Source organism: Parasphingorhabdus sp. (assembly GCF_036568145.1).
Lineage (GTDB): Bacteria > Pseudomonadota > Alphaproteobacteria > Sphingomonadales > Sphingomonadaceae > Parasphingorhabdus.
On the sequence record NZ_DATCTC010000039.1, the window covers coordinates 102,344 to 124,291 of the forward strand.

A 21,948-nucleotide genomic window follows, 5' to 3' on the forward strand; every position below is an offset into this window, starting at 1 on the left:
GCAATAAGAAGAAAGAAGTAGCAGAATAAATATGCAAATATTCGCTTTCTATCTGTTCGCTGTGATGATTATCGCCAGTGCGACCTGTTGTATCTTTGCGCGCAACCCGGTGCATAGTGTGTTGTGGCTGATCATGGCATTTTTCAACGGTGCCGGGTTGATGCTCTTGGTTGGCGCAGAGTTTATCGCGGCATTGCTACTCATTGTTTATGTGGGGGCCGTCGCGGTTCTGTTCCTGTTCGTTGTGATGATGCTGGACATTGATTTTGCCGAGCTGCGGGCCGGTTTTATGAAAAATCTGCCTTTGGGCATATTGCTGGCCATCATATTGGTTGCGGAAATTATCTTTGGCGTCGGCGCATGGACTGCGGGCGGCATGGGTGAGGCCACGGCAGTGGTCGGACTTCCGGCGGGTGGCCCTTCCAATATCGAGTCACTGGGAGCCTTGCTTTATACCAAATATATATTCCTGTTCGAGGCTGCCGGGCTTGTCCTGCTGGTCGCCATGGTGGGCGCAATCGTTCTGACCAACCGCAAACGCGGCGGTGTTCGTCGGCAAATCATCCAAAAGCAGGTAAGGCGGCGTCCCGAAGATTCTATACGCAATGAGCAGCCTGAAGTGGGCAAGGGGATTGAGTTGTGATCGGTATTGAACATTATCTGGTGGTTAGCTCCATCCTTTTTGTGATGGGCATGCTCGGCATTTTTCTAAATCGTAAGAATATTATCAGCATCCTGATGGCGATCGAACTCATACTCCTTTCTGTGAATATTAACTTCGTCGCATTCAGCAGCTTCTTGGGCGATATGACCGGCCAGATTTTTGCGATGTTCGTGCTAACCGTTGCTGCGGCTGAAGCTGCAATCGGACTAGCGATATTGGTTATCTATTTCCGTCAGCGCGGCACGATCGCCGTTGATGATGTCAACCGGATGAAGGGTTAGGAACTTGACGATCCAGCTTATCGTTTTCCTGCCTTTGCTGGCAGCGATAGTCGCAGGCTTTGGCAATCGGATGATTGGCAATGTGCCAGCAAAATTTGTCACAACCGGTGCGCTGTTTGTTTCATGCGCGCTTAGCTGGCCGGTCTTCATCGATTATGTCATGCTATCCCGCGCCGCAGAAGTGGTGCCGTTGCTGACATGGGTGCAATCCGGTGATCTGGTTTTTGATTGGACACTGCGTGTTGATACGTTGACTGCCGTTATGCTGGTCGTTGTCACGACGGTTTCCGCGCTGGTCCATCTTTATAGCTGGGGCTATATGGATGAAGATCCTGACCAGCCGCGCTTTTTTGCCTATTTGTCACTGTTTACCTTTGCCATGCTGATGCTGGTTACCGCCGACAATCTGGTCCAGATGTTCTTTGGCTGGGAAGGGGTTGGACTGGTTTCCTACCTGCTCATCGGTTTCTGGTTCAAGAAGCCGAGCGCGAATGCCGCGGCAATCAAGGCTTTTGTCGTAAACCGCGTCGGCGATCTTGGGTTCATGCTGGGTATTTTCGGCACATTCCTGGTATTTGGAACGGTGTCTATTCCCGAAATTCTGGAAGCTGCTCCTGCAATGGCAGGGTCGACCATCACCTTTGCCGGTATGCGTCTGGATACAATGACCATCCTGTGTCTGCTGCTGTTCATCGGTGCGATGGGTAAATCCGCGCAATTAGGCCTGCACACATGGTTGCCCGACGCGATGGAAGGCCCGACCCCTGTGTCCGCGCTCATCCACGCAGCGACGATGGTTACCGCAGGTGTGTTCATGGTTTGCCGCCTGTCGCCCATGTTTGAAACCAGCGATGTGGCTTTGACCGTTGTGACGGTGGTTGGCGCTGCTACCGCTATTTTCGCGGCGACTGTCGGTCTGGTGCAAACGGATATCAAGCGTGTGATCGCATATTCAACCTGTTCGCAGCTCGGCTATATGTTTTTTGCTGCCGGTGTCGGTGCCTATAGCGCAGCGATGTTCCATCTGTTCACGCACGCATTTTTCAAGGCATTGCTGTTCCTTGGCGCGGGTTCTGTCATTCACGCCATGCATCATGAGCAGGACATGCGCTATTATGGCGGACTTCGGAAAGAGATACCGCTGACTTTCTGGGCGATGATGATGGGGACGCTGGCTATTACCGGTGTCGGTATTGTTGGCCTTGGCGGTTTCGCGGGCTTCTATTCCAAAGATGCGATCATTGAGGCGGCTTTTGCAAGCGGCACGGGAGCCGGGCAATTCGCTTTCACTATTGGTGTGCTTGCGGCCTGTTTGACCAGCTTTTATAGTTGGCGTCTGATGTTCCTGACCTTCTGGGGCACTCCGCGCTGGATCCAGTCGGAACATATTCAGCACAGCGTCCACAAAACGCCTGAAACGGCCGAGGATTCAACAGGCGGTTATCATCCGCATGAAAGCCCTCTAACCATGCTGATCCCGCTTGGCGTGCTGAGTCTGGGTTCCATTGCGGCAGGTTTCCTATTTCATGACGCGTTTATCGACGCCACCGAAGGTGCCCGTTTCTGGGCAGGCAGTCTGGCGTTCGACCGTCATTTGATGCACGCAATCCACGAAGTTCCGATGTGGGTTAAGCTGGCCTCTACGGTGGCTATGCTGACGGGATTGTTGATCGCTTACCTGCTTTACTTCCGCGGGGAAAATCGTCCTGCGCGTTTGGCCGCGACCTTCCAGCCAATCTATAACTTTTTCCTCAACAAATGGTATTTTGACGAGCTTTATAACCTCATCTTTGTACGTCCGGCTTTCTGGTTTGGGCGGCTGTTTTGGAAAACAGGTGATGAGGGGATCATCGACCGTTTTGGCCCCAATGGTGTCGCGTCATTTATCGCTACCGGAAGCGGAATCGCGAAGCGGTTCCAGAATGGATATTTGTTTAGTTATGCGCTTGTTATGTTGATGGGACTGGTAGCTGCGGTGACGTGGATTATCGTGCGGGGAGCGAACTGATGAACCAGCTTGATTTTCCGATCCTGTCACTGATGCTGGCTCTGCCGACGCTGGCCGCCATTATTTGTTTTTTCGTTGGGGCGCAAACCGCCCGGATTCTGGCGCTTGTCACCACGTTGGTGATTTTTGCTCTGGGTGTCGTGCTGTGGGTCAATTACGATATTGGCGGTCCGCAGTGGCAATATGTTGAGCGGGTTGAACTGTTCGGTGATTTTGCGTGGGCGCTTGGCATAGACGGCATTTCCATGCTGCTTATCATGTTGACGTTGTTCCTGATGCCGATTTGTATTGGAGCGAGCTGGGAAAGCATACAGAACCGTGTCGGTGAATATATGGCCGCCTTCCTGATCATGGAAGTGTTGATGGTTGGTGTGTTCGCCGCTCAGGATATTTTCCTGTTCTATATTTTCTTTGAGGCTGTTTTGATCCCGATGTATCTGATTATCGGGGTTTGGGGCGGCGCCAACCGGATTTACGCGGCCTATAAATTCTTCCTCTATACATTGCTCGGCTCGGTCGTGATGCTGATCGCGATGCTATGGCTGGTGCAGGATGCAGGCACGAGCGATATTACCGCCCTGCTGAACCACGATGTGTCACCCGAAGCGCAGACTTGGCTCTGGTTGGCCTTCTTTGCCAGTTTCGCAGTGAAAATGCCGATGTGGCCGGTCCATACATGGTTGCCGGATGCCCACGTTCAGGCACCGACTGCCGGTTCGGTAATCTTGGCGGGTGTATTGCTTAAAATGGGTGGTTACGGCTTCCTTCGCTTCTCTCTGCCTATGTTCCCGGAAGCGTCAGAGCAGTTTATCTGGCTGATTTTCGCGCTGTCGATGATCGCGGTGGTCTATACGTCGCTGGTCGCTCTAGTTCAGCAGGACATGAAAAAGCTGATCGCCTATTCATCCGTTGCCCATATGGCGATTGTGACCGCCGGCCTGTTTGCCTTTAACCGTCAGGGTATCGAAGGCGCTATAATTGTGATGCTAAGCCACGGTCTGGTGTCCAGCGCTTTGTTCCTTTGCGTAGGCGTGATTTACGACCGCCTGCATACAAGGGAAATTTCGCGCTATGGCGGCCTTTCCGACAACATGCCGAAATATGCGGTTTTGTTCATGCTCTTTACAATGGCTTCCATCGGCTTGCCGGGCACTAGTGGTTTCGTTGGGGAGTTCCTGTCTCTGGCTGGCCTCTATAAAGTCAGTAGCTGGGTCACGCTGATTTGCGCGACCGGGATTATTCTGGGTGCGGGTTATATGCTGTACCTCTATCGCCGGGTCGCTATGGGTGAACTTGTGCATGAAGATGTGAAAGCCATGCCGGACCTTTCTATTCGTGAAATCGCTATGCTGGCGCCAATCGCGGCTGTTGTTATGTGGATGGGTGTTTATCCGGAAAGCTTCATTGCACCTATTCGTGATGACGTTGGAACGCTTGTCACACGTATCGAGCGCGCAACGCCAAAGGGAGATGCAAATTTGAAAATGGGGCAAGCCAAGCCTGTTACAGAAGGGGCGGCGGTATCACAGGGCCATGAACGGCAGCTGGCCACGGGGAGTCGCACTAATGGATTATAGGCTTTCACTGATATTCACGCTGCCAGAGCTTATCCTCACCGCCAGCAGTTTGATATTGCTCCTGGTCGCAGCATGGGGTGGGGCAAAATCCGCCCGGCTGATTACCATATTGTCTGTCATTGCTCTGTTTGGTGCATCGGCTTATGCTTTCGATTTTCTACTTAACCCCGCATTTGAAGCGGGCGGGGATGCCTTCCATGGGCTATACCGCATGGACGGCTTTGGTAGCTTTTCCAAGCTGCTGATCTATCTCGCTGCGATTGTGTCGCTTATCGTTGCCCCTCGTTTCTTTACGAATAGAGGGGAATATCGCGCCGAATATCCGGTGCTTATCCTGCTGGCCACGATCGGCATGGGCATGATGGTGTCATCGGTTGATATGATGACCCTTTATGTCGGTTTGGAGCTGAACAGTCTGGCGTCCTATGTTCTGGCGAGCTTTATACGCAATGATGTTCGTTCATCGGAAGCGGGCCTGAAATATTTTGTGCTCGGATCTCTGGCGAGCGGCATGTTGCTGTTCGGTATATCGCTGGTTTACGGCTTTGCCGGATCGACCAATTTCTCGATCATTGCTGACGGGCTGAGCGGTCAGCTATCGACCGGGCCGCTTATCGGTGTAGTCCTGGTTCTCGCCGGCTTGGCCTTCAAGATCAGCGCAGTGCCTTTCCATATGTGGACGCCCGACGTTTACGAAGGCGCGCCAACGCCGGTTACCATGTTCTTTGCAAGTGCGCCCAAAGTCGCTGCTGTTGCACTGACGGGCCGGGTGGTTATTGACGCATTTGGCGGCCAGCCATCGACATGGCAGCAGATTATAGTCTTTACCGCGCTGGCTTCGATTATATTCGGGGCTGTTGCCGCTATCGGCCAACAGAATATCAAGCGCCTACTTGCCTATAGCTCAATCAATAATGTTGGCTTCATGCTGATCGGTCTGGCCGCGGGCACGGCGCAGGGCATCTCCTCGATGCTTTTCTATCTCTTCATCTATGTTCTGACTACGCTGGGCAGCTTTATCTGTGTGCTGGAAATGCGCGATGCAGAGGGCAAACAGCTTGAATCGCTATCCAGTCTGGCCGGTCTGTCACAGACGCGTCCGGGGCTGGCCGCTGCAATGGCGGTATTCATGTTCTCGCTCGCCGGTATCCCGCCACTATTCGGTTTCTGGGGCAAGTTCCTTGTCTTTGATGCTGCTGTTGCTGCGGGTATGTTGCCGCTGGCTGTGCTTGGTATCGCGGCTTCGGTTATCGGGGCATATTATTATATCAAAGTCGTCAAAATCATGTATTTCGATGATCCTGCGGATCAGATTGTCCGCACTGGGCATAAATCGGAAAATGGCTTGATTGCGCTGTTGGCTCTCGCGGTTTCGCCGCTCGGATATCTTACCATTCCGCTGTTGGCTCCGGTTACAGCTACGGCGGCTCAGGCCCTGTTCTGACCATCCATATCGAAACGATAGCCGAGACCGCATCGACCAATGCGGATATGAAGGCTCGCGCTCTAAGCGGTGCGGGGGAGGAGCTTTGGCTGCGTGCGGAAAGGCAAAGCGGCGGTGTTGGCCGGTTGGGGCGGAAATGGGAAAGCCCGGAAGGTAATCTTTATTGCAGCACGCTGGTGGTCTGCCGCAACGCTGATCCGGCCCCGGCAAGCCTGTCTTTCGTGGCGGCCCTGGCGGTGCACAAGGCGATCAGCGCCCATCTTCCGCATGATGATATATGTTTGAAATGGCCCAATGACATATTGGTGTCCGGCATGAAAACCTGCGGTATACTGTTGGAGCGATCAGGGGATGCGGTTGTTGTCGGGATTGGCGTGAATATCGCCGTCGCGCCGCAAGTCGAGGGCCGCACTGTTACCAGCTTGCATCAGGAGGGCGTGGACCCGCAAGTCGATGCAGGACTGTTTCTGGAAACACTGGCTCCTTTATTTGCTGATATGCTAAATGAGTGGCGGCAATCCGGTCTGGCAGCGATTTTAGCTGCATGGCAGGATTATGCGCATCCGGCGGGAACGCGACTGGTCACGACTGATGAAAAAGGCAGGCGCATTGAAGGTGAATATGCGGGATTATTTGATGATGGCGCATTGCGGTTGAGAATGGCCGATGGCACACTTATCGCGATACATGCCGGGGATGTCCAGGTTGGTTAAAGGGAGGAACGGTTCATGCTGCTTGCCATAGATTCCGGTAACACGAATATTATATTCGCGCTATTCGACGGATCAGAGATCAAGGCGCGCTGGCGCATAGCAACAGATCCGCAGCGCACAGCGGATGAATATGTCGTCTGGCTGCGGCAGCTTCTGGACCTTAACGGACTGGATATCGATGCGGTTGATGCGGTGATTATCAGCACGGTGGTGCCTCGTGCGCTCCATAACCTGACCGTGTTGGCAGAAAAATATTTTGGCGTAACACCGCTGGTGGCTGGTCGCGGCGCTGCAAAATGGGGTGTGGCGCTGGATGTAGAGCAGCCGGATTCGGTTGGCGCCGACCGGGTCTTGAATATCATTGCTGCGCACCAAACATATAAGCAAGATGTGATAATCATTGATTTTGGCACCGCGACGACATTCGATGTGGCCGATTACGACGGAGCGTATAAGGGCGGTGTCATTGCTCCCGGCATTAACCTGTCGCTGGATGCGTTGGTTGGTAACACGGCCCAGCTCCCCCGCATTGCACTGGAGGCTCCTGCAGATGACAATGTTATCGGGACCACGACCGAAAGCCAGATGCTGATTGGTATATTCTGGGGCTATGTCGCGATGATCGAGGGGTTGGTGCAGCGGACCAAGGCACAGATAGGCCGCCCTACAAAGGTCATCGCAACCGGTGGATTATCGGTATTATTCAACGAACATACAGACGTATTTGACCATATTGAAGCCGACCTTACTTTGCGCGGCATGTTAATCCTCTACCAGAGAGCAACGAACACCTAATGATTAAACCGAAAAACGAGCTTCTCTTCCTGGCCCTTGGCGGATCGGGAGAGATTGGAATGAACGTCAACCTATATGGTTGTGACGGCAAGTGGGTGATGGTCGATCTTGGCATGACTTTCGCTGATCCGGGATATCCGGGCATTGACCTTGTTCTTCCCGATCTGGAGTTTATCGAGAAGCAATCCAAAAACCTGCTCGGCATCGTGCTGACTCATGCGCATGAAGACCATATTGGCGCGGTTCCCTATTTTGCGGCAGAGCTTGATGTTCCGCTTTATGCGACGCCCTTTACCGCAGGCTTGATCCGCCGGAAACTCGAGGAAGTCGGCCTTGAAAATGATGTGAAGATGAACATCATTCCGAACGAAGGCAGCTTTGACCTTGGCCCGTTCGGTTTTCGCTATATCCCGATCGCGCACAGCATTGCAGAGGGCAATGCGCTTTTGATAGACACGCCTTTTGGCAAAATATTCCATACCGGGGACTGGAAGCTGGATGATGAGCCCCTGCTTGGGGTACCAGCTACACCCGACCAGTTAAAAGCCATTGGAGACGAAGGCATTTTGGCGATGGTGTGCGATTCCACCAACGTCTTTAACGACGCCGCATCAGGTTCCGAGGGCGATGTTTATCGCAATTTGATGCGTGTTGTCGAAAATCTGGATAACCGCGTACTGGTGACAACCTTTGCATCCAATGCGGCGCGGCTTCAGACATTGGGCGAAGTGGCGAAACATTCCGGGCGGCAATTATGCGTTGCAGGCAGGTCGCTGGACCGGATGATCGAAAATTGCCGCGAGAACGGCTATCTGAAAGATTTCCCGCCTACTGTCGATTTTGAGGAAGCCATGACCATCCCTCGCGATAAAATCATGATCATCGCGACCGGCGGGCAGGGTGAGGCCAGGGCAGCACTTGGCAGGATTGCGGGCGACAGCCACAAGATCAAACTGACCGAGGGCGATAATGTCCTGTTTTCGTCAAAGCAGATCCCCGGTAACGAGATCGCGATTGGCCGTATCCAAAATCAACTTGCCTCCAAAGGGGTTGTCATGATTACCGACCGGCAAGAGCATATTCATGTCTCCGGCCACCCCGGCCGTCCGGAACTGGCGCAAATGTATGAATGGATACGTCCGGAGATATTGGTCCCGGTTCACGGCGAAATCCGGCATATGAAAGAGCAGGCCCGCTTTGCCAAGGAGCAGGGCGTTGCGAAGAATATTTTTCAGGAAAATGGCGATGTCGTGCGCCTTGCACCAGATGGTCCGAAAATTGTTGGTAAGGAGCGCACCGGACGACTTGTTGTCGATGGTGACGTCATTATCCCGGCAGATGGCGCGACGCTTAATGAGCGGCGGAAGATCGCCTATAATGGCAGCATTTCCGTGGCAGTCGGGCTTGGCCAGGATGGTAAAATCTCCGGTCAGCCGGTGCTGCGTAATCTGGGTGTACCATTGGAGGAAGACGAGGAAGCCTTCCTAGACGAGATTAGCGAGGCGATTATGAAAAAGTTTAAAAAGCCGGTTGGCGATTTGAACAGATTTTCCGAAGATTTACGCTTGTTGGTCCGTCGCAGCGCGACCGAGTGGACAGGTAAAAAACCGGTTGTATCGGTGCTGGTAGTAGAGGCTTAACCCATGGCTTGGACTTCAATCATTGCGATCTATTCACTGTTTTGGGTGCTTTCGGCATTCATAATATTGCCATTCGGTATAAAGAGCCACACGGAAGCCGGAGTTGAGATGGTGAAGGGGCAAGCCGATGGAGCGCCGGTTAATTTCAGGCCGCTTCGGACCATACTGCTAACCACCGTGCTCGCGACAGTGCTATTCCTGCTTTTCTATTTCAACTATACACACGAGTGGATCACTGCCGAAGATATTGACATATTTGGAAGCAGCGAACGGTTGGAACAGCTCCAATAGCGTTTTAGCCCGATTATTATTCCGGGCCTTAACGACTCCGCGTTTTAGCTGCGGAGTCGTTCGATAGCCTGGGCCAAGGCAACATAGAGCTTGCCTATATCCGATGATAGCAGAGTGACGCTGATCGCGCTGCCATCACGGGTTGCCAGAACACCGCGCAACATTGTCTCAAAATCATGAATGTAGCGGTTCACATGCTCGCGGAAATCCGGGTTGCTGTCATATTCTGACAATATTTCGCGGACCTCTCCGGCATCAAGCAAGCGGACGGCGCGGCGGGTAAATATGCCCCGGTCGCCTTTCAGGTACGCGGCCCATTCCGTGTCCGTCACTTCGTTGGATAGCAATTTGGTGACATCAATGGCAGTCGAATTGAGCGATTCAGTCAGCATAGCCACCCGGCGGGTGAAATTCTCTTCATTGTGTTGTTCCGCTTTTTCCCGCGCAAACAGGATGCGCTGTTCCAGCTTGGTGGTCATGTCCTCAATGGCAGTAAGCTGGGCGGTCAAATGACCCGCGGTAGACTCTGTTGTCGCCACAGCCTTGGACACGGCGTCTTCCAGCTTTGGTGCGATGGAAGAGATTTTCTCGTCAATAATCCTGCTGAGCGCTTCTTCGCTGACTTTCTCAAAACTTTCGGCAGAACTGGATATGGAGTTTTCCAGCGCTTGCCGGGAATGTTCGGATGCCTGTCTGGCAGTATCTTTTACGCGGAGCAGGGCGCTGACAAGTTTTTCGCCAGCACTTTCGGCCAAAGCCTCGTTCTGTTCACGAATATTCTGTAATTCCTTGGCCAGCCCTTCGATTTTGCCCAGAACATTGTCGGTTGCGATATCGCCATCTTCGCTGAGTTTTGCGAGTTTGACGCGCTGTTCTTCAATCGCTTCATCCGATTTTTCGATCTTTGCAGTAGCTTCATCTGCCGCAGCTCCAACCTTTTCTGCTTCGGCGACCATATGGCTCAGCAGGGCGGAGCTGGCTTCGGATTTTTCGTTCATCCGGTCAAAGGCAGCGGGAAGCGTTTCATCCAATTCACGCGCACCGCTATCAAGCGCGACAAGCAGGTGTTCAACCCGCTCGATCATAGTGTCTGCTGTGCCATGGCCTTCTTCGATCGATTTTTTAAGCGCCTCGCTATTCTGTTCCAGAGCCGTCATCGCAAAGGCAAGTTTAGCGGTCTTTTCTCCGCCTTCGTTGTCCAGCGTTGCCACTTTGGTGGTGATTTCGACCACGCTTTGATGAAGCTCGGCGACCAGTTTCTTAAGCCGCGCCTCTTCATCATCGGCTGTCGTCCCGACCAGTGCCAATGTTTCTTCCAGTGCTATCAGGTCGTCCTTAATCGCCTGGGAGCTTGCAGAAGTTTCCGCCGCCAGTTCCATTCGGCTTTTGTGCAAAGCATCAATGACTTCGGCAGAAGCATTTTTCAACACGTCGGCTATCCGGGTTGATCCCGTTTCTGCTTCGGCCAGTTGCTTGGAAATTTTTCCTTTGACTGCTTCGGCAGTGGTTTCAAGGTTATTAAGAGAGTCCTCCGACCGCTGGGTCAGCTGATCCAGACTGTTCTTTGCGGCGGTTCCAACATCGCCGACACGTTTCAATGTGTTCACCATGGCGGCCATTTCGGCCTGCGCCGAACGCCCGGTATTGCCGATCTGGTTAGTGACATCCTTCGCCGTATTTATAACGAACGGCAAATGCACGCGAAGCTGATCCAGATTTTTATAAGCCGTGCCGCCAACCTCATCCAATTTCTTCATTTTGGACAGGCCATCATTGATCGCGGATTTGATATTGCTGGCCGCTTCATTGAGTTTCCCGGACGATTGTTCGCCCAGCACTTCCAGTTGCTTTGTCTCGCCAGCCAAAAATTCACGGGCCATTGCCAATTCATTGTTCACGGTCTTTAACCGATATTCCAATTGCTCGGACTGGATCCGCAGAGAGGAAGCCACATCATCAAAGCGCCTTGCTTCCCGAGTGCTGTTCCGCATGTAGAGAAGGTAAAATATAGCGAAGGTAGCAACGGGTAAACAATATTGGGTAAGCAGGTCAATTCCGCCCTTCATTGTCGGGAGCGCGGAGAAAATTTCATTATTGGCCCAAAGGAAAAATACCGTCCAAACCGCTATGACAAGGCCAAGCAGAGCCGGGGCAATATAATGCGATCTGGAAAAGGGGACGGCCTCATCATCGTAATAAGGCTCCCAATCTTCGTCGGCCGCACTTTCGTCAAGCGTCTGTCCGGCTTCGTCTCCCTCCGAAAGGATGTCTTCTCCGCTTTGCATAAGCGATATCCCATCGTCCGTTTCGTCGAATTCGACATGATCAATATCAGGTTCTGCATCCCGGGCGCGCCTGATTCCGATAATTTTTTGTCCGCTTGTCATGAAAGATGTTTACCACAAAAATGGCGGAGAGAAACTACAAGTTAACAAACTCGTCTTATATATGCCCCATGACATTTGATTATGGAGCATTTGATGCGGCCTTAACCGCTGCTGTTGGTGACGATCAGGCTATGGTCACGGACTTGCGTGAAGCTTTTTTGAGCAGCGCAAAAAGGCAGGTGGATTTGCTTCACCGGGCGCGCTGTGATGCCAATTGGGAATATGCCGCGCTACGCCTGAAAGGGCTGGCGGCTAGTTTTGGTGCGACCCAGTTGCTGAACCTTGCCCACGAGGCGGCGATATCTGCGCCGGGTGAGCCGACAGTGCTGAAAAAGCTGGAACGCGCTATTTGTGCCATTGAAAGCCACCGGGATTGATGGCACGCGATTAAAGGCACGCAGTTAAACAATTGCGGTCATTTTGCTGTGATAAAAGATATCGCTTTGACGCTCTCCCGGTAAATCCTATAAGCTTCCAATGCGTTATGACGGGCCATTTGGGATATTCTGTTGAGACTGGCACTGATCTCCCTATCAATCGAGGATGAGGCGGGACACGGGCCTGTTGGCATGTTACCGCTGTTCGATGGCAATATTGTCGATAAACAGGTGGAATCCGCCCAAAATATGGGGGCGGAAAAGATCATATTGCTTAGCCCGGCCATGCACGCAGGGCTATGGAGATATGCTGACGGCCTGAAAGTCAGGAATATTGATATTGAAATCGTTCGCGATGCTGGCGATTTGGCCCAATATGCATCGCCGCAGGATGACCTGCTGTATCTGGGTGATGGGGTTCTTCCCAGAGAGAGCATCGAACAGGCACTGCGGATGCAGAGTGATGAACTTATCTATGTTGTTGCCAATGATGACATCTATTCCGGTTTTGAGCGAATAGACCTTAGCCACCGATGGCTGGGCATAGCATTGTTCAAAGCATCCCGATTGAGTGAGATATCGGAGATTCCGGAAGATTGGGATATCGGATCGGCCCTGCTGCGAACCGCGGTGCAATCGGGCTGTGAACGCAGCTTGATTTCAGACGCGGATATGCAGGCTGATGCCGCTGCGCGATTACCGAACGCACAGACAAGCGCGGACTATGCCAAGCGGCAGGTCGGTAATATCCATATCCCTAAACAGAATTTCCTCGACCGTTATATAGCGTGGCCCTTAATGCGAAGGGCGATCCCCTTGCTGTGGGAGGCTCCCGAGGCGAAAAAATATATCAGCGTGGCCAGCCTTGCCTGCGCTGCGATTGCTGTAGGCTTTTCTCTGATTGCCTGGCCAGTCGCCTCGCTGGCCTTTCTGTTCCTCGGCGCGCTGACCTTGCTGCTCCATAGCCGGATTTCCATTTTTTCCTTCGGTAATGGCAAATCCCGTCTGACCGGGCCCATCTTTTATCTGTTGGGGGCGGCTGCACTGGCAGTGACAGTTTACCGGAGCGCGCATTCGGAGGCTTTGGTCGCAGAGATGACGATACTGGCGATCCTGTTTTGCCTGCTATGGGCCATCCGCACGGTGCCCGACATAGCTGCGCTGAATTGGATAAAACCTGATGCCGTCCTGATTTCGGGCATTTTGCTGGCCGCCGGGATTACGGGATATCTTGCGATGGGCTTCTATGCCTCTGCATTATTCTGTGCGGCCTATCTGGCCATTGCCCATAGCCGCCGATTTGCGGCAGATTCACATGTTTTACATCCATAGCATGCGATAAGCCGGTTAGTCAGATATTAACCATCTCAACCTACGACAATTGCTATGGTAAACCGAGAATTTCTATTGCATCAGAATCCGGGCGTTGGTCTTGTCCAGCAAGCTGCTGCGATAGGGGCATCCAGCGCCCATATATCTGACGATTTTGCAGCCGCGCTGTTTCCTAAATCGGAAATAATTTTGTCGGACCGTATCGTTTCCCATGGCCGCCAGTATTTAAAGACTATTGTCCAGCAAATCGAGACTGAAATCTGTGTGATAGCGGCCAAGGATTATGGTCTGACGCACGATATAATCATAGAAATCGGGAATAGTGACAGGGGGCATTGCTATCCACTTCTGCAAAATGCTGGCTTGCTTGAAACCAAAATGCTGCTCGACCATGTCTTCACCTGTTCGCAGCGGGTTGAGCTAGGCGCACGTCTTTTGCGGAAAATATCGCAAACGGATCTGGAATCGGCTCTCATCCGGCATTTGGATAATGAGGATCGGGCCATCGCCGATGCCGCTATGGCGTTGCTTGTGGCGCAAAGCCGCGATATTTCTGCAGGAGCAGGCAGCGGCTCAGGCGCAATAAATGCCCATATCGACAACCTGCCAGCGGAAATATTATTTGCACTGGTCTGGCCCGTTGTCGCCGCAATCCAGAAATTGTCGAGCTATGACGGATCGGAACTTACGAAAGCTGCAGAAAAGCTGCTTGGCCGGCATGACGAAGGGGCAGGAACCCAAAGCCGCGCCCAGCGTCTGGCCCAGCTTGTAGACCAACAGACAGATAGTGAAAATCTTCACCCTCTGCATGACGGTCTGGACCTGTTTCTAGCCCGCTTGGCCAAGCGCTCGGGGCTTACGGTTGACCAGTTGATTCTGTTCACGGCAGAACCGAATATGATGCGGTTTGTTCTGGCTATGCGTGCAATTAACCTGCCCGCCCAGCAGGCGCTGTCAATATTCGCTGTGCTGGAGGGCGGCGGAAAGTTGCTGACGCCCGCATCCTATAACGAGATTGATCACAGGCAAGCAGTGGCCTTAGTCAAAAAATGGTCGAGCAATGCACTGTATCAGGATGCCTTGCATCAGCTCAAAGTTCATTATGCAGGCTTGTCAGAGGAATGATGGCCCCCGGGAATCTGGCCGAGCCGGTTCGCGGGCAATTGGATGCCGATGGTCGTCTGATCTCGGCTGACCCGCCGTTGCTGCACCTGCATTTGCAGGCTGGCGGTTACGAAAAAGGTCCGCTGGCTTTGCCGCAACTGGCTAGTCTATGCCGGTTGTGCCGTAAGCTGGATATGGTGCTGTCACGCCCGGTGCAGGCGGCGGATGATGATTATCTGATCAGCATGTGGGTTGAAATCCGCCCGCAATCCGGTGAGGATCAGGGCGGCGTTGGAATCAGCATCATCGACTGGAAAGAAACCCCCGTGCCCGGAGCCAATATTACATCATTGGACCGGCAACGTGATTTTGGACGGCTAAGCGGGCGGGCATCCATCCGGACGGACGCATCCTTGCGGATCATGGGGCTGGCTTTGCCGGGGGACCTGGCAGCGGTTGAAAAATATATCGGGCAATCCCTACTCGACGTTTTCGACTTTGTGGCCCCGTCCAAACAGACCGTGCTGGTTGAATCCATATCCGAGCGTCAGCCGGTGCGGGCCCAGCATGTCCGTCAGAAATACGGTAAGAAATCCTCCTATATATTGTCGGGTCAGCCCTTAATCGACAATGACGGCCTGTTTTCAGGCTATCGCTTCACGCTTGAACCGGATGAGGATCAAGAGGTGAGGGGCAAGATTAACGAAGTGGAATGTAGCGGGGGGAAAAGCGACCTGATTAGTGACTCCCTCTTCGGGTCGCATTTAGGGCCGGCCTTGCGTCAGCCTTTGGGCAAGATCATCGCCAATGCCGAAACAATTGGCAGCCGCCTGGAAGGACCTTTGCGCGGGGATTATTCCAATTATGCCAAGGATATTGCCTCCGCAGGCCGTCACCTTATGGATCTTGTCAACGACCTGTCTGACTTGGAAGCAATTCAGCGTTCCAGTTTTACGGTTGCCGCAGATGACATTGATCTGGTGGACATGGCGCATCGGGCTGCCGGTTTGCTGGCAGTAAAGGCTGCAGATCATCAGATACGCATTGACCTGCCCGGCAAAGACACAAAAGTACCCGCAAAAGGTGAGTTTCGCAGGGTTTTACAGATATTGGTCAACCTGATCGGCAACGCGATCCGTTATTCTCCCGATGGGTCGGTGATAAAGTTGCAGGTGAAGCAGGAAGGTGAGTTTTCCACGATCACTGTCCGTGATCAAGGGGACGGGATTGCACCCGAGGACCAGCAGAAGATTTTTGAAAAATTTGAAAGGCTGGGCCGTTCCGGTGATGGTGGCAGCGGATTGGGTCTGTTCATATCCCGCCGCCTGGCCGACGCGATGGAAGGTAGCCTGACAGTTGAAAGCGCCGTGGGCAAGGGCGCAAAGTTCAAGCTCACCCTGCCATCACGGGAGTTATAGGGGCGGCTTCAACGCTAAAAGCATTCCTCAATGGGCTTAGTATCAACGGTATTTTTGATAAGCCTCCCGCATAAAAAAGGGAGCATTTAAGCCCCCTTTTTCAACTTATTTCCTACACGCTCACCGTTTGCCGATTTCGACATAATCACGTTGCGTGGGGCCAGTGTAAAGCTGGCGAGGGCGGCCGATACGCTGGCCGGGATCGGAAATCATCTCGTTCCACTGTGCCACCCAGCCAACGGTCCGGGCAAGAGCGAATAGCGCGGTGAACATTGATGTAGGGAAGCCAATGGCCGACAATATGATACCGGAATAGAAATCGACATTCGGGAAGAGTTTCTTTTCGATGAAATACGGATCGTTGAGCGCCATATCTTCCAGTTGCAGCGCAACATCAAAGACCGGATCAGATACTTTCAGCGATTCAAAGACTTCGCGGACGGTTTTCTGCATAACGGTCGCACGCGGGTCGTAATTTTTATAAACGCGGTGGCCAAAGCCCATCAGGCGGAATGGATCGTCTTTGTCTTTTGCACGCTTGATATATTCGGGGATCCGGTCCGGATGGCCGATTTCATGGAGCATATTGAGTGCCGCTTCGTTGGCGCCGCCGTGGGCAGGGCCCCACAGGCACGCGATACCGGCAGCGATACAGGCAAATGGGTTCGCACCCGATGAGCCGGCCAGACGTACGGTTGATGTCGAAGCGTTCTGTTCATGATCGGCATGGAGGATGAATATCCGGTCCATGGCTTTTTCAATAACCGGGTTCACTTCATATGGTTCTGCCGGAACACCAAAGGTCATCCGCAGGAAATTACCTGTATAGCTTAGATTATTGTCTGGATAGAGCGGGGGCTGACCAACCGCATATTTATAGGCCATGGCAGCAATGGTCGGCATTTTTGCGATCAACCGGTGGCTGGCAATCATCCGTTGCTGCGGGTCGTTAATATCGGTGCTGTCATGGTAAAACGCGGAAAGCGCCCCGACTACGCCGCACATAATGGCCATCGGGTGGGCATCCCGGCGGAAACCGTTGTAAAAGCCTCGCAACTGGTCATGCAGCATGGTGTGACGAGTTATCGTATTCGTAAAGTCGTCATATTCTTCCGACGTGGGCAATTCGCCGCGAAGCAGCAAATGGGCAACTTCCATAAAGCTGCTATGTTCGGCCAGCTGCTCGATCGGATAACCGCGGTGCAGCAATACACCCTGGTCGCCGTCAATATAGGTAAGTTCCGATTCGCAGCTTGCTGTGGATGTAAAGCCGGGATCATAGGTGAACGCACCAGTTTGCGCGTAAAGCTTCCGGATATCAATAACATCCGGTCCGACGGTTCCCTTCTTAACTGTAAATTCGTGATCTTTTCCGTTAAAATTCAATCCTGCGCTATTGTTGCCCACAATATTGTCCTTTCTGCCCTGATTGTTCAGGTTATTTTGTCTGGTCTGCTAGACGATTTAATGACTCTTCCTTACCCAAGAGTATCAGCACGTCAAAAATTCCGGGTGAACTGGTGCTACCGGTTAAGGCAGCCCGCATAGGTTGTGCAAGCTTTCCTAACCCCAATTCCGCAGCTTCTGCTATAGCTTTCACCTTTTCTTCTGTTGCCTCGATGGTCCAGTCGTCAAGATCAATCAAAGCAGAATGAATCGATGCAAGCAGTTGCCTTGCGTCAGCATCTAGCAGAGCCTGTGCCTTCTCGTCGAGGTCAAGTGGTCGGTTTTTATACAGAAAAAGGCTATTACTGGCCAATTCGATAAGGTTTTTTGCCCGGCTTTTCAAAACCGGCATGGCCTTGGCCAACAAATCGCGCTGTGCAGTCGATAATTCTTCGTCCAGATCTTTCTCTATCCACGGAGTGGTCAAATCTACCAGCACATTGTCATCGGCTTCGCGAATATATTGGCCGTTCAGATTCTGTAGCTTTTTTGCGTCAAAGCGGGATGGGGATTTGCCCACCCCGGACAGATCAAACCATTCAATAGCCTGCGCGCGCGAAATAATCTCGTCATCGCCGTGGCCCCAGCCAAGCCGCAAGAGATAGTTGAACATCGCATCTGCCATGATCCCCATATCGCGATAGGCATCTACACCCAATGCCCCATGACGTTTGGACAGCTTTGCACCATCATTGCCGTGGATCAGGGGGATATGCGCGTAAACCGGCTCTTTCCAGCCCATTGCGCGGATCATCGCCAGTTGCCGAAAGGCGTTGTTGAGATGATCGTCACCGCGAATCAAGTGGGTGACGCCCATGTCATGGTCATCTACTACCACCGCAAGCATATAGGTTGGTGTGCCGTCGGAGCGCAGAAGGATAAAGTCATCAATCTCGCTATTCTGTACAGAAACTTCACCTTGCACGGCATCGGCAATCGTCATTTTGCCGCTGGTTTCCGTTTTCAGGCGGATAACAAAAGGTGCGCCTTCCGGTGCTTCGGAGGGGTCACGATCCCGCCAGCGGCCATCATAGCGCATCGGCTTTTTCTCTGCCTTTTGCTGCTCGCGCATGGCGGCCAGTTCTTCAGGGGTCGCGAAACATTTATATGCATTGCCGGAAGCGAGTAGTTGATACGCGACCTCTGCATGGCGGGCGGCGCGTTCCGATTGGAAAACCGTTTCGCCGTCCCAGTCCAGGCCGAGCCAGTCCAGTCCTTCGATGATCGCATCAATCGCTTCCTGAGTGGAGCGCGCTTTATCGGTATCTTCGATCCTCAGCAGCGCTTTGCCGCCATGGTGACGGGCGAACAGCCAGTTGAACATTGCCGTACGCGCGCCGCCAATATGCAAAAAGCCGGTGGGTGACGGCGCGAACCGCGTGACGACATGTTCTGTTTCATTAAGAGTCACGCCTGAAATTTTCCTGTGTTAAGTGAATGGGATGCACAGCGGTCTTGACCCGAACAGCCTTGGCACGACTACCGATTCTAACGGCAATACCACCATTTCTGGTTCGGTTGGCAAGGCCCTTAGCACGCTGTTTCATGGACGACAATTCCCCGATTTTATTAGCGATTGGCAAAGTCTACCCTACTGGCTGCGCGGCACTCTTCCCCGGCTTGAGATGCAGTTGGAAAAAGAGCGTGACCGGCTGGCTTTATGGGTACCGGTTGGCGTAGGCATGGGCATCGCTGCATGGTTTTGGCTTGCTAATTCCGCATTCTGGATAGGATTTATCGCTCTGTGTGCGGGTTTGGCCCTATTTGTCAAATCACTGGACCGGGGCGGCAGGGCCAGCAATGCGTTGATCTGGTACCTGATGCTTATGGCTATCGGTTGCGCGGTGATGTGGATGCGCTGCTGGGCCGTTGCCGCACCGGTTTTGGAGCGACCAATGGTGCTATCCTTTTACGCGGAAGTTGAAAAGACAGAGTTGGTGAGCGCACGGGAGGTTGTCCGGTTGACCTTGGCAACGCACGAGAAGCAGGATTTGCCATCGCTGGTGCGTATTAATGTGCCGATAGATAATGCCGTGACTGGCTTGCAATCTACTAATTTGCGGGTGGGAGATTTACGGGCTGGCACGGTCATACAGTTACGCGCTCGGTTAATGCCGCCGTCCATGCCAAGCCTGCCCGGAGCTTATGATTTTTCACGACGCGCGTGGTTCATGGGGCTGGGGGCTACCGGGCGATTATTGGGGGACATACGAATCGTACAAGCACCGCCGCCGCCGTTATGGGGGCCGCTTTCATCCATGCCGCAATATCGACAGATGCTTTCCAGTCATGTCCAAGCGCGGATGACGGGCGGAGCAGGGGCCATAGGCGCGACGCTGGCAACCGGAGATCGCGGTGCGATAAGTGATGAAGATGCGGAAGCCATGCGCCGCAGCGGATTGGCGCATCTTTTGTCGATAAGCGGACTGCACGTCACCGCCATTGTCGGAGCGATCTATCTTCTGGTGTTGCGCGCGCTGGCGCTTTTTCCGCCGCTGGCACTGCGCTTTCGATTGCCGTTATTTGCTGCGGGTTGTGCGGCTGTCGGGGCGCTGGGTTATACATTGCTGACGGGGGCTGAAGTGCCGACTATCCGTTCGTGTGCAGCAGCGCTGCTGGTGCTTGCAGCGTTAATCATGGGGCGCAGCGCGATTACATTGCGTATGGTTGCGGCGGGGGCATTGTTCGTACTCATCCTGTGGCCGGAATCGCTGGTGGGGCCGAGTTTCCAGCTTAGTTTTGCCGCAGTGACCGCGATCATTGCATTGCACGAACATCCCAAGGTGCAGGCTTTGCTGGCCCGGCGGGAGGAAAAGTGGCTCAAGCGCCTTTGCCGGGTGATAGCAGGACTGTTCCTGACCGGTCTGGTCGTTGAATTGGCGCTGATACCAATTGCCTTATTCCATTTTCACAAAACAGGCATCTACGGCGCTTTCGCAAATATCATTGCCATCCCACTGACAACATTTGTGATTATGCCATTGGAGGCATTGGCTCTGTTGCTCGATAGTGTCGGCCTTGGCGCACCTGTCTGGTGGCTATGTGAAAAGGCGCTCAGCTTTCTTCTAGTCATTGCTCATTATGTCTCCAATCGCCCCGGATCTGTGACCATGATTCCAACCATGCCGCAGGCGGCGTTCGGGTTGCTCGTTATCGGGGGATTGTGGCTATGCATATGGAGCCAGCGTTGGCGTATCTGGGGTCTTGTCCCCGTAATCATTGGCATAGTGGTAATCGGCTCGATCCGCGCCCCCGATCTTTATATCACGGGGGATGGCCGCCATGTTGCAATTCGTGATGAAGGGGGAGAGCTTGCGATGCTACGCACCCGCAGCGGGGATTTTATCCGTACCATGATTACGGAAAATGCCGGTATCGAGGGGGAGACAATGCCTCTGGAGCATTGGCGCGGTGCGGATTGCAACGTGGATAGCTGTTCGGTCACAATAGAAACAGCCGGCCGGAGCTGGGTAATCCTCGCCACGCGCAGTTCTTATTATATCCCGGCGCTTGCTCTGTCCGCAGCTTGCCGCCGCGCCGATATAGTCATCAGCGAACGCCGCCTGCCGCATAGTTGCCAGCCGCGATGGATCAAAGCGGACCGCACTTTGTTAAACCAGACGGGGGGCATGACGATAGATCTGGAAAACCAGCGGGTCGAGACGGTGTTGGATCGCTCCGGACGGCATCACTGGACACGCTTTACCCTGCCAGAAAGGCAGGAAAACCAGCGAATCCAAAAGCTGAACTAGAAGATATTAGTTATAACGCCGCAAAAGCCCGGCCATTTTACCCTGTATTTGCACTTCATCAGGACCGAATATCTGTGGTTCATAGGCACTATTGGCCGGATCAAGACGAACCGAAGAGCCTTCCTTGAACAGATATTTGAGAGTTGCCTCTTCATTATGGACCAGTGCCACAACAATTTCGCCGTTTCGTGCGGTTTCTGTGCGCTGTATCAGGGCATAGTCGCCGTCCAATATGCCGGCCTCAATCATGGAATCGCCGGATACTTCCAACGCATAATGTTCGCCGGGGCCAAGCAAAGCTGCTGGCACACTAAGCGCTGTCTGGCCTTCCAGGGCTTCAATCGGCGCTCCGGCCGCAATGCGACCATGGAGCGGGATTTCGATCACGTCATTAGCGACGACCGAAAGCTCTTTCACACGCTTTGGCCTTGAGGAGCCGGAGCCAATATTGACTACATTGGATGCCGTTTCGGCATGTTGCGGTGTCAGATTTCCGCCTTCAGGCAATTTGGTCACTTCCAAGGCGCGGGCCCGGTTGGGGAGCCGCCGCAAAAAGCCGCGTTCTTCCAAAGCGCTAATCAGCCTATGGATGCCGGATTTGGATTTCAGTCCCAAAGCGTCTTTCATCTCTTCAAAAGAAGGGGATACGCCGCTTTCCTCCAAACGATTATGAATGAAGCATAGCAGTTCATGTTGTTTAGGGGTCAGCATATTCCATG

At 53.1% G+C, this 21,948-nt stretch carries 18 protein-coding genes; 14 read left to right on the plus strand and 4 right to left on the minus strand.

Going from position 1 to position 21,948, the window contains the following annotated elements:
- Positions 1 to 31: 31 nt before the first annotated feature.
- From VIN76_RS15745 to VIN76_RS15785, 9 genes are read left to right on the plus strand one after another with little or no spacing between them, the layout of a single operon-like run.
- Entirely contained in the window at positions 32 to 643 is a 612-nt protein-coding gene (locus tag VIN76_RS15745; protein WP_332042818.1) for an NADH-quinone oxidoreductase subunit J, read from the plus strand.
- Positions 640 to 945: an NADH-quinone oxidoreductase subunit NuoK gene (gene nuoK / locus VIN76_RS15750; protein ID WP_332042819.1), complete on the plus strand. Its 306-nt coding sequence runs from the start codon at positions 640 to 642 to the stop codon at positions 943 to 945. Before VIN76_RS15745 ends, nuoK begins: the two co-directional genes overlap by 4 nt.
- A 4-nt stretch (positions 946 to 949) precedes the next feature.
- Positions 950 to 2,953 (plus strand): NADH-quinone oxidoreductase subunit L, encoded by a 2,004-nt coding sequence (gene nuoL, locus VIN76_RS15755; RefSeq protein ID WP_332042820.1) that lies wholly within the window; start codon positions 950 to 952, stop codon positions 2,951 to 2,953.
- Complete coding sequence (locus tag VIN76_RS15760) at positions 2,953 to 4,530, plus strand: NADH-quinone oxidoreductase subunit M (protein ID WP_332042821.1); 1,578 nt, start codon at positions 2,953 to 2,955, stop codon at positions 4,528 to 4,530. The genes nuoL and VIN76_RS15760 overlap by 1 nt, the downstream gene beginning before the upstream one ends.
- A complete protein-coding gene (gene nuoN / locus VIN76_RS15765; RefSeq protein ID WP_332042822.1) occupies positions 4,520 to 5,974 on the plus strand; it encodes an NADH-quinone oxidoreductase subunit NuoN in 1,455 nt (484 codons plus the stop codon). The genes VIN76_RS15760 and nuoN overlap by 11 nt, the downstream gene beginning before the upstream one ends.
- A gap of 17 nt (positions 5,975 to 5,991) precedes the next feature.
- Complete coding sequence (locus VIN76_RS15770) at positions 5,992 to 6,687, plus strand: biotin--[acetyl-CoA-carboxylase] ligase (protein WP_332042910.1); 696 nt, start codon at positions 5,992 to 5,994, stop codon at positions 6,685 to 6,687.
- A 15-nt stretch (positions 6,688 to 6,702) separates the two neighbouring features.
- Positions 6,703 to 7,482, plus strand: a complete 780-nt coding sequence (locus tag VIN76_RS15775; protein ID WP_332042823.1) for a type III pantothenate kinase — start codon at positions 6,703 to 6,705, stop codon at positions 7,480 to 7,482.
- A 2-nt stretch (positions 7,483 to 7,484) separates the two neighbouring features.
- Positions 7,485 to 9,122, plus strand: coding sequence for a ribonuclease J (locus VIN76_RS15780; protein WP_332042911.1), 1,638 nt, complete (start codon positions 7,485 to 7,487; stop codon positions 9,120 to 9,122).
- Positions 9,123 to 9,125: 3 nt separating this feature from the next.
- Complete coding sequence (locus VIN76_RS15785) at positions 9,126 to 9,413, plus strand: DUF1467 family protein (RefSeq protein ID WP_332042824.1); 288 nt, start codon at positions 9,126 to 9,128, stop codon at positions 9,411 to 9,413.
- A gap of 44 nt (positions 9,414 to 9,457) precedes the next feature.
- Here the strand turns inward: VIN76_RS15785 and VIN76_RS15790 are convergent, their stop codons facing one another.
- Positions 9,458 to 11,698: a hypothetical protein gene (locus VIN76_RS15790; protein WP_332042825.1), complete on the minus strand. Its 2,241-nt coding sequence runs from the start codon at positions 11,696 to 11,698 to the stop codon at positions 9,458 to 9,460.
- 170 nt (positions 11,699 to 11,868) lie between these two features.
- On the opposite strand from VIN76_RS15790, the gene VIN76_RS15795 reads away from it, so the two are divergent.
- The 4 genes from VIN76_RS15795 (at position 11,869) to VIN76_RS15810 (ending at position 16,031) form a co-directional block, all read left to right on the plus strand.
- Complete coding sequence (locus VIN76_RS15795) at positions 11,869 to 12,177, plus strand: Hpt domain-containing protein (RefSeq protein WP_332042826.1); 309 nt, start codon at positions 11,869 to 11,871, stop codon at positions 12,175 to 12,177.
- 132 nt (positions 12,178 to 12,309) lie between these two features.
- On the plus strand, positions 12,310 to 13,509 hold the full coding sequence (locus VIN76_RS15800) for a hypothetical protein (protein ID WP_332042827.1): 1,200 nt from the start codon (positions 12,310 to 12,312) through the stop codon (positions 13,507 to 13,509).
- A gap of 75 nt (positions 13,510 to 13,584) precedes the next feature.
- A complete protein-coding gene (locus VIN76_RS15805) occupies positions 13,585 to 14,634 on the plus strand; it encodes a hypothetical protein (RefSeq protein ID WP_332042828.1) in 1,050 nt (349 codons plus the stop codon).
- Positions 14,631 to 16,031: a HAMP domain-containing sensor histidine kinase gene (locus VIN76_RS15810; protein WP_332042829.1), complete on the plus strand. Its 1,401-nt coding sequence runs from the start codon at positions 14,631 to 14,633 to the stop codon at positions 16,029 to 16,031. The genes VIN76_RS15805 and VIN76_RS15810 overlap by 4 nt, the downstream gene beginning before the upstream one ends.
- A 120-nt stretch (positions 16,032 to 16,151) precedes the next feature.
- On the opposite strand, the gene VIN76_RS15815 is transcribed toward VIN76_RS15810, so the two are convergent.
- Positions 16,152 to 17,438, minus strand: a complete 1,287-nt coding sequence (locus VIN76_RS15815) for a citrate synthase (protein ID WP_332042830.1) — start codon at positions 17,436 to 17,438, stop codon at positions 16,152 to 16,154.
- 31 nt (positions 17,439 to 17,469) lie between these two features.
- The gene (gene gltX, locus VIN76_RS15820) at positions 17,470 to 18,888 is read right to left on the minus strand and encodes a glutamate--tRNA ligase (RefSeq protein WP_332042831.1); all 1,419 of its coding nucleotides are present in this window, start codon (positions 18,886 to 18,888) and stop codon (positions 17,470 to 17,472) included.
- Positions 18,889 to 18,919: 31 nt separating this feature from the next.
- Here gltX and VIN76_RS15825 point away from each other — a divergent pair, with 31 nt between their 5' ends.
- A complete protein-coding gene (locus VIN76_RS15825) occupies positions 18,920 to 21,229 on the plus strand; it encodes a ComEC/Rec2 family competence protein (protein WP_332042832.1) in 2,310 nt (769 codons plus the stop codon).
- Positions 21,230 to 21,235: 6 nt separating this feature from the next.
- Here the strand turns inward: VIN76_RS15825 and lexA are convergent, their stop codons facing one another.
- Positions 21,236 to 21,940 (minus strand): transcriptional repressor LexA, encoded by a 705-nt coding sequence (lexA, locus tag VIN76_RS15830; protein WP_332042833.1) that lies wholly within the window; start codon positions 21,938 to 21,940, stop codon positions 21,236 to 21,238.
- Positions 21,941 to 21,948 lie beyond the last annotated feature (8 nt).

Excerpts from the sequence above, each read along its gene's own strand:
- VIN76_RS15745 (WP_332042818.1), top strand. The coding sequence starts at position 32 with ATGCAAATATTCGCTTTCTATCTGTTCGCTGTGATGATTATCGCCAGT.
- VIN76_RS15760 (WP_332042821.1), top strand. The coding sequence starts at position 2,953 with ATGAACCAGCTTGATTTTCCGATCCTGTCACTGATGCTGGCTCTGCCG.
- nuoN (WP_332042822.1), top strand. The coding sequence starts at position 4,520 with ATGGATTATAGGCTTTCACTGATATTCACGCTGCCAGAGCTTATCCTC.
- VIN76_RS15775 (WP_332042823.1), top strand. The coding sequence starts at position 6,703 with ATGCTGCTTGCCATAGATTCCGGTAACACGAATATTATATTCGCGCTA.
- VIN76_RS15785 (WP_332042824.1), top strand. The coding sequence starts at position 9,126 with ATGGCTTGGACTTCAATCATTGCGATCTATTCACTGTTTTGGGTGCTT.
- VIN76_RS15790 (WP_332042825.1), bottom strand. The coding sequence starts at position 11,698 with ATGCAAAGCGGAGAAGACATCCTTTCGGAGGGAGACGAAGCCGGACAG.
- VIN76_RS15795 (WP_332042826.1), top strand. The coding sequence starts at position 11,869 with ATGACATTTGATTATGGAGCATTTGATGCGGCCTTAACCGCTGCTGTT.
- VIN76_RS15810 (WP_332042829.1), top strand. The coding sequence starts at position 14,631 with ATGATGGCCCCCGGGAATCTGGCCGAGCCGGTTCGCGGGCAATTGGAT.
- VIN76_RS15825 (WP_332042832.1), top strand. The coding sequence starts at position 18,920 with ATGCACAGCGGTCTTGACCCGAACAGCCTTGGCACGACTACCGATTCT.
- lexA (WP_332042833.1), bottom strand. The coding sequence starts at position 21,940 with ATGCTGACCCCTAAACAACATGAACTGCTATGCTTCATTCATAATCGT.